This window comes from Aliidiomarina maris, assembly GCF_003987335.1.
GTDB classification, from domain to species: Bacteria; Pseudomonadota; Gammaproteobacteria; order Enterobacterales; family Alteromonadaceae; genus Aliidiomarina; species Aliidiomarina maris.
In genome coordinates this window covers 23,669-37,317 of record NZ_PIPK01000002.1, presented here as the reverse complement: position 1 = coordinate 37,317, position 13,649 = coordinate 23,669, and the positions used below count along the sequence as shown (strand labels likewise).

The window sequence follows — 13,649 nt, the reverse complement described above, 5'->3', positions numbered from 1 at the left end:
TGCGTATGGCGGTAGATTGGCGCGCCATTCGCTGGGACTTTTGGCTCGGGCTCTTGTCGCTGGTGCTGTTGATTACCGCACTTGTGATAGCCGGGCGCTGGGTCCATGCAACCTTAATGGACGAACAGCAAGTGCCATTAGACGCCATCGTATTGCAAGGCGACTTGCATTACACCTCGGTGGATGAAGTGCGAGAGGCGCTAATTGCCGAGGAGGTTGGCAGCTTTTTTGCCGCCGATGTGGCGACCTTGAAAGCTCGGGTTGAGGCCTTGCCATGGATATACAGCGCGGCGGTGCGAAAGGAATGGCCAGGACGCTTGCGCATTTATGTGGTTGAGCAAACGCCGATGGCCATCTGGAATGATAGCGCCTTGCTCAATACGCAAGGCCAGGTGTTTGACGGACGGGTAGAGCAAGTTGAAGGACAATTGCCGCATTTACGCGGCCCGGTGAATGATGTCGATGAAGTGATTCACCAGTACGAACGAGTGAAAGAGTTATTGACCCTGAATGGTTACGGGGTGGCTGAGCTAAGCATGACGGAGCGGTTTTCAGTTGATGTGCAGCTAGACAACGGAATTACCTTGCGCTTGGGGCGTGAGGCGCGCTTACAGCGCATCCAGAGGTTTATTGATTTACATAGTAGGTTACGTAATGCCGACGAGCGCGAAATTGAGTATGTCGACTTACGTTATGACACAGGCGTCGCGGTAGGGTGGCGAGACAAACAAGCAGGTGAATAGACAGTGATTGTAAAGACAGACGAAGACAAGATGATTGTCAGCCTCGATGTCGGCACCAGCAAAGTGGTGGCGCTCATCGGCGAAATGCTTCCTGACGGCGAACTCAGTGTTGTGGGCGTCGGTGTGACTGCGTCACGAGGCATGGACAAAGGCGGGGTGAATGACCTCAATTTAGTCGTGCAATCGATTCAGCGGGCAATCGATGAAGCCGAATTGATGGCGGACTGCCGCGTGTCTTCGGTCTACCTCAATATTTCAGGTCGTCATATTGGCTGCCAGAATGAAAATGGCATGGTGCCGATTAACGAAACTGAAGTGACTCAAGACGACGTTGAAAGCGTGATTCACGCAGCGAAGTCCGTACCCATTGCTCAAGAACGTCGCATTCTGCACGTGTTGCCGCAAGAATACGTGATTGACTCACAAGAGAGCATTAAAAGCCCAATCGGCATGTCGGGTGTGCGTATGGAAGCACGGGTGCATATCATCACTTGTGCGAACGACATGGCAAAAAATATCCAAAAAGCCGTCGAACGCTGCGAATTAAAGGTCGAATCCTTGATTTTCTCGGCTTTGGCGTCTAGTTATGCGGTACTGACTGAAGATGAGAAAGAATTGGGTTGTGCTTTGGTCGACATGGGTGGCGGTACTATCGATATCAGTTTGTTCTCTGGCGGCGTGCTACGTCACACCGCAGTGATCCCCGTGGCAGGTAATCAAGTCACGAACGATATCGCTAAGATCTTCCGTACGCCACTAAGCCACGCAGAAGATATTAAAGTGCAGTACGCTTGCGCGCTGCGCCAATTGGTCAGCCAAGAAGATAATATCGAAGTCCCTTCCGTTGGAGGGCGTCCTTCGCGTACTATGTCGCGCCACATTTTGGCCGAAGTGGTGGAGCCGCGCTATCAAGAGCTATTTGAGCTGGTGCGCGATGAAATCGAAAAGAGCGGCCTGGACGAGCAAATCGCGGCGGGTGTGGTACTCACGGGCGGCACTTCCAAGATGGAAGGTGCGCTTGAGTTTGCCGAAGAAATTTTTCAGATGCCGGTGCGCTTAGGCGAGCCGTTGAACGTCAAAGGGTTAACCGACTATGTCAGTGACCCTTGCTACGCCACCAGCGTTGGTTTGCTGCGGTTTGGGCAATTAAAGCTGAACGAGCAATTGAAGGAACGTGAGCGTAGCGAAACCACGCGTTGGTGGAAGCGCGTGCAAAGCTGGTTTAAAGGCGAGTTTTAATCTGTCAGGCTAAGGGCGTGGCAGCATAAGAAAAGAGTTTTTTGGGGTAACAAAAAAGCAAGCAGGAAATTGGAGAACAGCGATGAGTAGCATGTTTGAACTAATGGACAATTATGAGTCCGATGCAGTAATTAAGGTCATCGGTGTTGGTGGCGGTGGTGGTAATGCCGTTCAACACATGGTGAGTGAATCCATTGAAGGTGTGCAATTTATTGCCGCCAATACAGACGCACAGGCGTTACGCCGCCATGAAGCCGATGTCACCATTCAACTGGGTGTTGATGTGACCAAAGGTTTAGGTGCAGGCGCGAACCCTGAAATTGGGCGTTTAGCTGCGGAAGAAAACCGCGAAGAGCTCGCACGTCAGCTGCAAGGTGCCGATATGGTATTTATTGCGGCGGGTATGGGCGGCGGTACAGGCACAGGTGCAGCGCCAGTAGTTGCAGAAGTGGCCAAAGAATTGGGCATTTTGACCGTGGCAGTGGTGACCAAGCCGTTTCCGTTTGAAGGTAAAAAGCGTATGGCGTCAGCCGATGCAGGTATTGCTGCATTAGCGGAACACGTTGACTCGCTGATTACGATTCCAAACGAGAAGTTGCTTAAAGTACTTGGCCGTGGCACGAGTTTGTTGGACGCATTTAGCGCCGCTAACAACGTGTTACTTGGCGCAGTGCAAGGTATCGCTGAGCTGATTACACGCCCTGGCTTGATCAACGTCGACTTTGCTGACGTCCAAGCGGTTATGCGTGAAATGGGTACCGCGATGATGGGGACTGGCGTGGCGCGTGGTGAAGACCGTGCTCAGGAAGCCGCTGAAATGGCCATCAACAGCCCATTGCTGGAAGATATCGACTTGTCTGGCGCACGCGGTGTACTGGTCAATGTGACTGCCGGTATGGACATGAGCATTGAAGAATTTGAAACCGTGGGTAACATCGTCAAAGCATTTGCATCAGATAACGCGACCGTGATTGTGGGAACTGTTATCGACCTTGAGATGTCGGACGAGTTACGAGTGACTGTGGTCGCCACCGGTATCGGCGCTGAGCGTAAACCAGACATTTCTTTGGTCAATACGCAGAAGAGCGAAGGTACAGGGGCACGCACCTCGAACCATAGCAGCCACACCAGTGGTGGCAGCTACGCGATGAGCAAAGAAGCAACGGCACGTGCGTATAAGCAAGAGCAAGCGGAACATCAGGAAGTAGCGGAAAAACCTGCGGCGAAAAGTAAGCCGTCAGCGGACACCGATTTCCTCGATATCCCAGCGTTTTTGCGGCGTCAAGCGGACTAATTACGAACGGTTATGGTTTGACCGATGCTTTAATGTTTGTTATATTGGCCGACCGCTCAGGACAGGGCGGACCAGTGCCGCATTGACTCGTGCGCTCAAGACTTGAAAGTCTTGCACGCAGAGGTCATGCAACAAGAAAAGTGTGAGGTTCCTATGATTAGACAACGGACTATCCAGCAAGCTATCCGCACCACGGGTGTCGGCTTGCACAAAGGCAATAAGGTCAATTTGGCGTTGCTTCCAGCAGCGGCGAATACCGGTATTGTGTTTCGTCGTGTCGATTTGAACCCAGCCGTAGAAATCAAGGCTGAACCTGAACTTGTGCGTGACACGCGGATGTGTACCTGCTTGATCAACGACGAGAACGTGCGCGTTTCTACCGTTGAGCACTTACTGGCAGCCATCGCAGGCATGGGCATTGATAACCTGATCGTCGAAGTAGACAGCCATGAGATTCCAATCATGGACGGTAGCTCGCACCCATTTATCTACCTGCTGCAGTCAGCAGGCGTGCAAGAGCAAATGCTGCCGAAGAAGTTTGTCCGCGTGAAGCAGAAAATTCGCGTTGAAGACGGTGACAAGTGGGCGGAACTGTTACCCCATAATGGGTTCCGCATCGACTTTGCTATCGACTTTGACCACCCTGCGATTGCTGACACCAACCAAGTGGTATCGATGGACTTTAGTAGTCAAAACTTTATTAAAGACATCAGCCGTGCACGTACCTTCGGTTTCATGAAAGACATCGAAATGTTACGTCAGCACAACTTAGCTCTGGGTGGTAGCTTCGACAATGCAGTCGTACTGGACGAGTTCCGCGTGTTAAACAGCGACGGTCTGCGTTATGACGACGAGTTCGTAAAGCATAAAATTCTGGACGCCGTGGGCGACTTATACATGGGCGGGCACAGCATTTTAGGCCACTTACGTGCATATAAGTCAGGCCACGCATTGAACAACCAACTATTGGTCGCGCTGATGCAGAACCAAGAAGCTTGGGAATTCACCACATTTGAAGAAGAGCGGGTTGAGTCTCCAATCAGCTACTTATCGCCCGTTCTTGCATAATGTGTTGAATTAGCTAAAAAATTAAAGCGGTGCCCCACAAGGCGCCGCTTTTGTATTTTAAGTGATTAGGAAATTGCCAGACAGACTGGCCGCCATGGAGGGTTAGCGACGTCGAGCGCTTTGACTTAACTCGGGGTCGACTTTGATTTCACATGCATGCACAGGTTGTTCTAGAAATTGATTGAAATAATCAATAAGATGGGGCTCAAGCATGCGAAGACGCGGAATCCAGGCGGCACTGGCGACAGCCACTTTAATGACCCCCTGTGACACCGCGGTACAACGACAAAACGGCGCTAAATCCGCAGGAACCGATGCTTGCCATAACCGTTGCCACAACTGAAACTGCTCACTACGTTGCTGTATCGAGCCGAGTTTACTTTGTTGCAATAACTGGCGAATGTCCTTGGTACGTCGGCGGATCATAGATTCTCAGCAAGTGAAGAGTAGTAGCATGAGTTTATCAATTATTTATCGTGGCAGAAAAGTTAAATTCGGATTTCAGTTCACCCGTCGGCGTTTATTGTCGCTGGTTGGCCTGAGTGCGTTTTTAGCGGTTAGCTATCATCAGCCTTGGTCATACAACGGTGTCGACCAGCAGCTGGCGCAACAGCGGATTACCGAGCAACAGCTGGAATTGGCGATGCAGAGCGAAGCCGTGATGCAAGTACGTCGTCATGCCGAGCAAGAATTATCGGCAATGACGATGAAAGTGGGCGAGCTGCAAGGGCAAATATTGCGCCTTGAAGCACTTGGTCAGCGTTTGACCGAAGTCGCGCAACTTGAACCAGGCGAGTTCGATTTTTCCCAGCCGTTACCCGTAGGCGGCCCTGAAATCACCACCAACGAATGGCCGACTGTGAGTGACCATTCGTTGTTGCAAGATTTAGACGCCATGCTTGGGCAGCTTAATGAGAAACAAAAACAGCTGCGCCTACTTGAGTCTGTGATGGTTAGCCACCATATGAATGATGAACGTCAGATTTCCGGGCGCCCAATTGAATCAGGTTGGCAGTCGTCGGCGTTTGGTGTACGCAAAGACCCGTTCAACGGTACACCCCGTATGCACCGCGGCATGGACTTTGCCAGTGCGGAAGGTAACCCGATTATCGCAACCGGTGCTGGTATTGTAACGTTTGCAGGTCGCCGCGCAGGTTACGGTAAGTTGGTTGAAATTGACCACGGTGGCGGGCTGCGCACGCGTTATGCGCACATGAAGCGGATTGACGTTGCCGTCGGTGATGTAGTGACCCGGGGTCAGCATATCGCCGCAGTCGGTACAACCGGGCGCTCGACCGGCCCACACGTGCATTACGAAGTTTTAGAGAATGGGCGCCATGTGAACCCCAGCCCATTTATTCAGCGCCGCACGGCTGAAGCACGTTAGCAAATACCTGCTAACCTAAGATGCGACTGCAGGCTCGCAGTCAGACAACACTTTTGATGGATTAGGACAGAATACAACTCATGATCAGCAGTCTTTTTAAGCGCCTTTTTGGCAGCCGCAACGACCGTATTATTCGCCAGCTGCGTAAAGTGGCCAACCAAGTCAACGCCCTGGAAAGTGAGTACGAGCAATTAAGTGACGATGCGCTGCGTGCCAAAACCTTAGAGTTCAAGCAGCGCTTAGAGCAAGGCGCTAAGTTAAACGACCTAATTCCTGAAGCATTTGCGACGGTGCGCGAAGCCAGTAAGCGCGTATTCGAAATGCGTCACTTTGACGTGCAGCTTATCGGCGGCATGATCTTAAACGACCATAAAATTGCGGAAATGCGTACCGGTGAAGGTAAAACCTTAACCGCGACCTTGCCAGCTTACCTGAACGCACTGACTGACCGTGGCGTCCACATCATTACCGTGAACGACTACCTTGCGCGCCGTGACGCGGAATGGAGCCGTCCATTATTTGAATTCCTGGGAATGACAGTGGCGTGTAATGTCGCTGGCATGCCGCCCCAGGAAAAGCGCAGCGCCTATCAAGCCGATATTTTATATGGCACCAACAATGAGTTTGGTTTTGACTACCTGCGCGACAACATGGCGTTTAGCCCGCAAGATCGCGTGCAGCGCCCATTACATTACGCCATTGTCGATGAGGTTGACTCAATCTTAATCGACGAAGCACGTACGCCGTTGATTATCTCGGGTGCCGCGGAAGACAGCTCAGAGCTGTATATGCGCATGAACACCATAGTGCCAAACCTCAAGCGTCAGCTTATGGAAAATGGCGAAGAAGTGGGTGAAACCGGCGACTTCACCATTGACGAAAAAGCGCGTCAGTTGCACCTGACGGAATACGGCCAAGAGCATATTGAAGAAATTATGCAGCAAGAAGGCCTGTTAGAAGAAGGTCAGTCGTTGTACTCAGCTTCAAACATCAGCTTGTTGCACCATATCAATGCCGCCTTACGCGCGCATCACTTGTTCCAAAAAGACGTCGATTACATCGTTAAAGACGGTCAAATCGTGATTGTCGATGAACATACCGGTCGTACCATGGAAGGCCGTCGCTGGTCTGAAGGTTTACACCAAGCGGTGGAAGCCAAAGAAGGCGTGAAGATTCAAAACGAAAACCAGACATTGGCATCGATTACCTTCCAGAACTTCTTCCGCTTGTATGACAAGTTAGCGGGTATGACAGGTACGGCTGACACCGAAGCGTTCGAGTTCCAGTCTATTTATGGCTTGGAAACTGTGGTGGTGCCAACCAACAAAGATATGGTGCGTGACGACCGCGCAGATTTGATTTTCTTAAACGCAGAAGACAAATACAAAGCGATTATTGATGACATCAAGCTGTGCATCAAAGAAAAGCGCCCGGTATTGGTGGGTACCAGCTCGATTGAGAGCTCAGAGCTGGTGTCGCGGTTACTGAAGAAAGCCAAAATTAAGCATGCGGTATTGAATGCTAAGTTCCACGCTCAGGAAGCGGAAATTATTGCCCAAGCCGGTAAAGCGGGCGCGGTCACCATTGCGACCAACATGGCCGGTCGTGGTACGGACATCGTGCTAGGTGGTAACTGGCAGGCTGAACTTGATGCGATGGACAAAGAAGTCACCGAAGAGCAGGTCAAGAAAGCACGTGAAGCATGGCAAAAGCGCCATGACGAAGTCAAAGCAGCCGGTGGCTTACACATTATCGGTACTGAGCGTCACGAATCGCGTCGTATCGATAACCAGCTACGTGGTCGTGCCGGTCGTCAAGGTGACCCAGGTTCATCACGTTTCTACTTATCATTAGAAGACGGTTTAATGCGTATTTTTGCCACTGACCGCATGGGCGCTATGATGAAGCGTTTAGGCATGAAGGAAGGCGAAGCGATTGAGCACCCGTGGGTGACCAAAGCGATTGAGAATGCGCAGCGTAAAGTCGAAGCACGCAACTTTGATATCCGTAAGCAGTTGCTTGAGTTTGACGATGTGGCCAACGACCAACGTAAGGTGGTGTACGAGCAGCGCAACGAACTACTGGACGAAGGTGATATTGAAGAAACCATCAGCCGCATTCGTGACGACGTTTTCGAAGATGTGATCAGCGAATACATTGCACCAGGTTCTTTAGACGAGCTGTGGAATATCAGCGGCCTTGAAGACCGCTTACGTGCTGACTTTGATCTAGAACTGCCAATCCAAAAATGGCTGGATGAAGACGACAAGCTGTTCGAAGAAACCTTGCGTGAACGCATCATTGAAGAAGCCGCAAACGCGTATAAGGCCAAAGAAGCCCGGGTTGGCGAGAAAGTACTGCGTCAGTTTGAAAAAGCGGTGATGCTGCAAAGCCTTGACCAGCATTGGAAAGAGCACTTGGCGGCAATGGATCAGTTGCGTCAGGGTATCCACTTACGTGGTTATGCGCAGAAGAACCCGAAACAAGAATATAAGCGTGAATCTTACGACTTGTTTATGCAAATGCTGGAGACTTTGAAAGTCGATGTAATCAGCATTTTAAGTAAAGTTCAGGTGCGCGCTGAAGAAGATGTTGAAGCGGTAGAAGCTCAGCGTCGCAAGTCAGAAAGTGGCCCACGTTCGTATCAGCACGAAAGCGCAGCCACCAGCGGCACCGATAACCAACGCCCATTGCCTGTTGGTGCCCCTACGGGTACACCAGCGCGCGCAGGCGATAAGGTAGGTCGTAATGACCCATGTCCTTGTGGTTCAGGCAAGAAGTATAAGCAATGCTGCGGTAAGTTGACCTAAGGCATTGCTATGAGTACCAAAGTGGTTCATGTCGCGGTGGGCGTGGTAGAAAACCCTGCAGGGGAAATTCTTATCAGCCGCCGTGCCGCGCACCAACACCAAGGCAACTTGTGGGAGTTTCCGGGTGGTAAAGTAGAAGCGGGTGAAAGCGTGCAACACGCACTCGCCCGTGAACTACTCGAAGAAATGAATATTGAAGTGACCGAGTGTGCGCCCTTAACGGTCATTGAGCATGCCTACCCAGACAAGCGGGTGCGTTTAGACGTTTGGCAGGTGACTGCCTTTAATGGTCAGGCGAAGGGGCTCGAAGGCCAAGAGTGGCTTTGGGTGGCGCGCCGTGAACTCGACGCTTACCCGTTCCCTGCCGGCAACGTACCGATATTAGAGCGCTTACTGGCGCAGCAGCCGTAAGCGCTTAAAGCTTATAGTTAATACTCGTCGTGACCTTGGTCAGTCATCGGCGGTAGTTCCTCACCCGGAATAACCTTTTCCTCGTTTGCCCATTCACCTAAATCGATTAACCGACAGCGGTCGCTGCAAAACGGGCGAGATGCTGACTCTGGACCCCATGGCACAGGCTTTTCACAGGTCGGACAGCGGACAACTATATTCATAAAGACAACCTTTGGGTGTTTGCGTGGTGAATGTCACTCGTCTTGCGCCAACTGTAGGTACTGCGAATGCAAGCGAGCCACTTGATCATACACATCTTGCAGTGAACCGTCATTATTGAGTACGTCATCGGCTTGAGCCACGCGCTCGCTGCGCGGCATTTGTGCCTGCATAATTGCGCGCACCTGGGCTTCGTCGTTACTATCGCGTGCCATCGTGCGGGCAAGTTGAGTGTCTTCACTGACATCAATCACCAGTACTCGCTGGGTTAAATACGTCAGTTTATTTTCCAGCAATAAGGGCGCGGACAGTATCGCATAGGGTGATTGTGCGGCGCCTAACTGGGTGACGATGCTATCGCGAATACGTGGGTGAAGTAATTGGTTGAGCCATTGTTTGTGGCCATCATTCGCAAACACTTGCTGGCGCAGCCATGCGCGGTTGAGCTCGCCCGCAGCAGTGAGCGCTTGCTCACCAAAATGTGCAGCGATGGCATCCAAGGCTTCGGAGCCAGGCGCCACCACTTCACGGGCAATCACATCAGCATCGATGACTTCAATACCTAAGCGCGCAAAGGCATCGGTGACCGTGGTTTTACCGCTACCGATACCGCCGGTTACGCCGACAACAAAGTTGCTCATACTAAGCCCGCCCATTGCCAGTACCAATGGTACAAGTTATCGCCGACCAATAAAGCGGCGACGCCACCCATGGCTAAGAATGGCCCAAATGGCAGCGGTGTGCCTTGGGCTTTGCGCTTCGTCACAATTAAGCCAATGCCGACTAACGCCCCAGCTAAAGACGCGAGTAGCACGACCATCGGCAACAGCTGCCAGCCCAGCCAGGCACCTAGGGCCGCAAGCAATTTAAAATCGCCATAGCCCAACCCTTCTTTGCCGGTGAGCAGTTTAAACAACCAAAACAGCGACCATAGGAAAGCGTAACCCACAACCGCACCGATAATCGCGTCGGTTGGGCTGACTGGAAGCACGCTGATTGACCCTAGTAGCCCCAGCCACATGAGTGGCAACGTCAGTTGATCAGGCAGCAGCATGTGGTCCAGGTCAATCATGCTGAGCACGAGTAAAAACCAGAGCAAGACGGTATAAGCCAATGCTTCGGCGCTAAAACCAAACACAGTTAAGCTGAGCACAATTAAGCCTGCGCTTAACAGCTCAACCGCCGGGTAACGCACGCTAATCCGGGTGCTGCAATGGCGACAGCGACCGCGCAGTAAGATATAGCTAAGTACCGGAATATTGTCGCGCGCGGCCACTGGCTGTTTGCACTGTGGGCATTGCGACCGCGGGGTGGCTAGATTAAATGGCGCTGTATCGGCGTGAGAAGCTTTTGTTTTAGTAGCCGGGGCTTGGCTTGCAGCTGCAACCTCGCGTTGCCATGCGCGCTGCATCATCACCGGCAGGCGCGCAATGACCACATTGAAAAAGCTACCGAATACTAAACCGAATAAAGCGGCAAATATATAAAGCCAACTTGCGGGTAGTTGGGTGACATCCATTAGAGCGCTCCTTAAAGTTACCCCAGTTTACCCCACCAACTGGCCAAGCTGAAAGAGCGGAATATACAGCGCCATCAGAATGCCCGCCGTGAGCCCGCCAGTAAGTAATAAAAACGCTGGCTCAAGGGCCTTTAGATATCGCCCTTGGGCATCGTCGGCGCGCTGCTGCCACGTGGCAATAAGCTGCTCAAGTTGTTCAAGTAAGCGCCCACTTTGCTCACCAATGCGCACATGGCGAATGGCGTCTTCGGGCATTAACGGGTGCTGCTGTAAGATTTCATCCAAGCTTGAGCCGCTGGCAAGTAAGCGCCCACATTGTTGCCAATGTTGGCGCATCAGCGCACTCGGGGCACTGCGGGCGGTGAGTTGGCAAGCATCCGTGAGCGGCATCGCACTGGCGTAGGCCAATTGTAATGTCGCCATATCGTGTAACACATGGCTGCGGGCTAAATACGCACCCAAATACGGTAAGCGATACACCCAGCGACTTAATTGAGCGGAATTTAAAGCGCTACGTAATAGCCAGGGGATGAGCAGCAAGACTGCGATGGGCAGGCTCAGCAGCGCCCAAGTGCTGCCTTGTTGCAGTTGTTCTGCGGTGCGAATAAGCAGTGCCGTGGCGGCTGGAATCTCCGCATTCATTTGCTGATACATAGCCACAAACTGCGGCACGACAAAGTAAAGCATGGCGACCACTACCAACGCCGCCACCCCAAGCACCACCATCGGGTAGGTGAGTGCCTTCTTCAGCGCTCGACGTTGGGCAATACGCAATTCACTTTGGCTGACAATGCGTTGCAGAATTTGGCTTAAGCTGCCGCTATTCTCGCCCACTTCTACCAAGCGACAATATTGGTGACTAAAGCCAGCACCTGATTGTGCCAAGCTTTGGTGTAATGGCACCCCCGCGTGCAGGCGCTGCGAGATACGCGTGAGCCAGCGCGCGACTTGGGCATGCTGCGCTTGCTGTTGCAGCAAGCTCAGTGCCTCTAACTGCGGAATACCGGCCTTTAACAGGCTTAACCATGCTTTGGTGAAGTCTAATTGCCATTGTTGCAGACGCTGACCATATAGCGCGCGTTGACGCACATGCCGCGTGCGCTTGAGCACAATGCCTTGTTGCCAAAGGTTCAGGCGCAAAATCGCAGGCGGGCTAAAAGCGACCCCACGCAACTTCAAGCCCTGGCGGCTTTGACCCCGCCAGTGCCAAGCGTGAAAACTTTGCCAGTATTGTTGCAGATTAAATTTAGCTGGCATCAGCGGGCACCTCGCAGCTTTCAAGGGCGCGGCGATGCCACGCTTCTGCTTCTGCCAATGTGGTTTGGCCACAACAGGCCGCATCGATGTCCTGCCAGTAAGTTGCGCAATGTTGGTTCGCTAATAGCGCCGCACGCAGTGGCGGATGCATTGCCACCGCCTCGTACACGCCGATGCGCTGGGTGTGACCGTGGTGGGTTACTTTCACCAAGCGCTGATTCAGCAACACCAGCAAGCTGGCGGCGAGCTGATACCCATCGACGCCCAGTTGCTGCAAGCGGATTAATGCGCTAAGTGGGCTCGACGCATGTAAGGTAGCCAGCACTAAGTGACCAGTTTGCGCGGCTTGGCAGGCCATCATCGCCGTTTCTGCGTCACGGATTTCGCCGACCATAATCACATCGGGATCTTGGCGCATCAGTGCGCGTAAGGCTTGGGCAAAACTAAACCCAACGGCTGGGTTGACGTTAATTTGATTCACCCCTGCCAAATCAACTTCCACAGGGTCTTCCACCGTACTGATGTTACGACTGTCATCGTGCAGTGCATGCAATAGCGTATACAGCGTTTGAGTTTTGCCGCTCCCCGTTGGCCCCGTAGTAAGAATCAAGCCTTCACGTTGAGCAAGGGCCGTGGTCAGCAACTGTTGCTGTTCACTTAGTAAACCCGCCTGTTGCATACGTTGCTGGGCGGTCAGTTCGATACCTGCGCTATGCTCGGTGTACGGCTCGCTCGGTTCGTTCACCGTGTGGCCGGCACCCAGCATACGCATGACCAGCTTTTCCCCGTTCAAGGTTGGGGTGGTATTGACGCGGCAATCCAGCGTGCGCCCAGCAACCGAGAAACGACAACGACCATCCTGGGGCAGCCGACGCTCGGTGATGTCGAGCTGGGCCAAGACCTTAATATGTGCCAGCACCCGGGGCGCCAATTGCGCACTGATATGCGCAATTGGCTGCAAACTTCCAAGTAACCGCAAGCGCACACGATACCCGTGCTGAGCAGGCTCTATATGCAGATCGGACGCTTGCTGCACGGCGCATTGCTCCAACAACTGTTGCACTAAGCGTTCGACCGCAGAATCGGCGGTGAGCTGCGAGCTCATGGTTGAACTTGCTATGCCACTGACCATGTTAGCTCGCCTGTTCGCATTGGCTGACATAAGACGCCTTAGCTTGCTCGGCATCGGTACAACTAAGTGCCCATTTAAGACTGCCATTGGCGGTCACTTGTGGGCTGTAGGTAACACTGAGTGGTTGCCCGTCGCTGCCGGACATATCCAGGTTAACAGTCAGATCATTGCCGTTGGCTGTCATGCTAAGCACACCATCGGGCAAGGTATCGTCGGCGGGCAATTGTGGCACATACGCGCTGGTGTAGTCGCAGGTGTCCAAGCTACCCAAGGTTTGGTAGCAAATACTGACCGCGGTTAACCAGGGGGTGACCCCAACTAAAAAGCTCGACACCCGAGCGCGCTGGGTATAGTCAGTATACGCAGGGACTGCCACCGAACTGAGTATGCCAATGATGGCGATCACCACCATGAGTTCAATGAGGTTAAAACCTTGGGCTCGGCCGCGGGCAGTGGCCGATGCATTGTGGGGTTGTTGATATGTGTTCATACGCCATCCTTAGCTATGTTAGCTATCAAAAGCGGCACCCGATGTGCCGCCTTTGAGTATGACGCGCGAGGTAAAAGTTGCGTGTCAGCGATGACGTA

Annotated in this window: 14 protein-coding genes; 7 read left to right on the top strand and 7 right to left on the bottom strand. The window is 52.6% G+C overall.

From position 1 onward, the window contains the following. Positions 1 to 5: 5 nt before the first annotated feature. The 4 genes from CWE07_RS02745 to lpxC all read left to right on the top strand — a co-directional run bounded on the left by CWE07_RS02745 (position 6) and on the right by lpxC (position 4,344). Positions 6 to 743, top strand: coding sequence for a cell division protein FtsQ/DivIB (locus CWE07_RS02745; RefSeq protein ID WP_241974020.1), 738 nt, complete (start codon positions 6 to 8; stop codon positions 741 to 743). 30 nt (positions 744 to 773) lie between these two features. Then, complete coding sequence (gene ftsA / locus CWE07_RS02740) at positions 774 to 1,982, top strand: cell division protein FtsA (RefSeq protein WP_420836533.1); 1,209 nt, start codon at positions 774 to 776, stop codon at positions 1,980 to 1,982. A 91-nt stretch (positions 1,983 to 2,073) separates the two neighbouring features. After that, positions 2,074 to 3,276 carry a cell division protein FtsZ gene (gene ftsZ, locus CWE07_RS02735; RefSeq protein WP_111570286.1) on the top strand — a complete coding sequence of 401 codons (1,203 nt, stop codon included), beginning with the start codon at positions 2,074 to 2,076 and terminating at the stop codon, positions 3,274 to 3,276. A gap of 153 nt (positions 3,277 to 3,429) precedes the next feature. Beyond that, entirely contained in the window at positions 3,430 to 4,344 is a 915-nt protein-coding gene (gene lpxC / locus CWE07_RS02730) for a UDP-3-O-acyl-N-acetylglucosamine deacetylase (protein WP_111570287.1), read from the top strand. Positions 4,345 to 4,446: 102 nt separating this feature from the next. Here lpxC and CWE07_RS02725 read toward each other — a convergent pair whose 3' ends face one another. Beyond that, entirely contained in the window at positions 4,447 to 4,770 is a 324-nt protein-coding gene (locus CWE07_RS02725; protein ID WP_111570248.1) for a DciA family protein, read from the bottom strand. 28 nt (positions 4,771 to 4,798) lie between these two features. Between CWE07_RS02725 and CWE07_RS02720 the strand changes: the two genes are divergently transcribed. The 3 genes from CWE07_RS02720 to mutT all read left to right on the top strand — a co-directional run bounded on the left by CWE07_RS02720 (position 4,799) and on the right by mutT (position 8,952). Then, positions 4,799 to 5,731 carry a M23 family metallopeptidase gene (locus tag CWE07_RS02720; protein WP_111570249.1) on the top strand — a complete coding sequence of 311 codons (933 nt, stop codon included), beginning with the start codon at positions 4,799 to 4,801 and terminating at the stop codon, positions 5,729 to 5,731. 80 nt (positions 5,732 to 5,811) lie between these two features. Further along, positions 5,812 to 8,541, top strand: a complete 2,730-nt coding sequence (secA, locus tag CWE07_RS02715; protein WP_111570250.1) for a preprotein translocase subunit SecA — start codon at positions 5,812 to 5,814, stop codon at positions 8,539 to 8,541. 9 nt (positions 8,542 to 8,550) lie between these two features. Beyond that, on the top strand, positions 8,551 to 8,952 hold the full coding sequence (gene mutT / locus CWE07_RS02710) for an 8-oxo-dGTP diphosphatase MutT (RefSeq protein ID WP_111570251.1): 402 nt from the start codon (positions 8,551 to 8,553) through the stop codon (positions 8,950 to 8,952). Between the two features lie 17 nt (positions 8,953 to 8,969). On the opposite strand, the gene yacG is transcribed toward mutT, so the two are convergent. From yacG to CWE07_RS14570, 6 genes are read right to left on the bottom strand one after another with little or no spacing between them, the layout of a single operon-like run. Continuing rightward, positions 8,970 to 9,155: a DNA gyrase inhibitor YacG gene (gene yacG, locus CWE07_RS02705; protein WP_111570252.1), complete on the bottom strand. Its 186-nt coding sequence runs from the start codon at positions 9,153 to 9,155 to the stop codon at positions 8,970 to 8,972. A 33-nt stretch (positions 9,156 to 9,188) separates the two neighbouring features. Further along, positions 9,189 to 9,794: a dephospho-CoA kinase gene (coaE, locus tag CWE07_RS02700; RefSeq protein WP_111570288.1), complete on the bottom strand. Its 606-nt coding sequence runs from the start codon at positions 9,792 to 9,794 to the stop codon at positions 9,189 to 9,191. After that, positions 9,791 to 10,672, bottom strand: coding sequence for a prepilin peptidase (locus CWE07_RS02695; protein ID WP_111570253.1), 882 nt, complete (start codon positions 10,670 to 10,672; stop codon positions 9,791 to 9,793). Before CWE07_RS02695 ends, coaE begins: the two co-directional genes overlap by 4 nt. 27 nt (positions 10,673 to 10,699) lie before the next feature. Next, a complete protein-coding gene (locus CWE07_RS02690) occupies positions 10,700 to 11,929 on the bottom strand; it encodes a type II secretion system F family protein (protein ID WP_181452298.1) in 1,230 nt (409 codons plus the stop codon). Further along, positions 11,919 to 13,061: a GspE/PulE family protein gene (locus CWE07_RS02685; protein WP_157983206.1), complete on the bottom strand. Its 1,143-nt coding sequence runs from the start codon at positions 13,059 to 13,061 to the stop codon at positions 11,919 to 11,921. The genes CWE07_RS02690 and CWE07_RS02685 overlap by 11 nt, the downstream gene beginning before the upstream one ends. A 1-nt stretch (position 13,062) precedes the next feature. Continuing rightward, positions 13,063 to 13,551, bottom strand: coding sequence for a pilin (locus CWE07_RS14570; protein ID WP_111570256.1), 489 nt, complete (start codon positions 13,549 to 13,551; stop codon positions 13,063 to 13,065). Between the last annotated feature and the right edge of the window lie 98 nt (positions 13,552 to 13,649).